Raw genomic sequence first — 703 nt, 5'->3', positions numbered from 1 at the left:
ATGAGTGGTTCGTTCTACAAAATTGATGCAGAAGAAGCGAAATGGAACTCTGGTCGTGAATATTCAGAAGGTAACCTGGCTCACCGTCCTGGCGTAAAAGGCGGTTATTTCCCGGTACCTCCGGTTGACTCTGCACATGACATCCGCGGCACTATGAGCCTGGTTATGGAAGACATGGGCCTTGTTGTTGAAGCGCATCATCATGAAGTAGCCACTGCTGGTCAAAACGAAGTAGCAACTCGCTTTAATACTCTGACATCTAAAGCTGATGAGATGCAGGTTTACAAATACGTTGTGCATAACGTAGCGCACTCTTATGGCATGACAGCAACCTTTATGCCGAAGCCACTGGTTGGTGATAACGGTTCTGGTATGCACGTGCATATGTCTCTGAATAAAGGTGGCGAGAACTTATTTGCCGGCGACCAATATGCAGGGCTTAGCGAAACGGCATTGTATTACATTGGTGGTATTATCAAGCACGCTCGTGCTATTAACGCCTTTGCGAATGCTTCAACTAACTCGTACAAGCGTCTGGTTCCTGGTTTTGAAGCTCCGGTAATGCTGGCTTACTCAGCGCGTAACCGCTCGGCTTCTATTCGTATTCCATTGGTTTCCAGCGCCAAAGGTCGTCGTATTGAAGTGCGCTTCCCTGACCCAAGTGCCAACCCTTACCTGGCCTTTACTGCCTTATTAATGGCGG

General features: G+C 48.2%; 1 pseudogene. It reads left to right on the top strand.

The window, feature by feature from the left end:
• Nucleotides 1-703 (top strand): annotated as a pseudogene (glnA, locus tag B3180_RS06340) (glutamine synthetase); the annotation flags it as partial.

This window comes from Idiomarina sp. UBA4206, assembly GCF_002383015.1.
Lineage (GTDB): Bacteria > Pseudomonadota > Gammaproteobacteria > Enterobacterales > Alteromonadaceae > Idiomarina > Idiomarina abyssalis.
The sequence above is the reverse complement of the archived record's forward strand: the minus strand, read 5'-3'. Positions and strand labels throughout refer to the sequence as shown.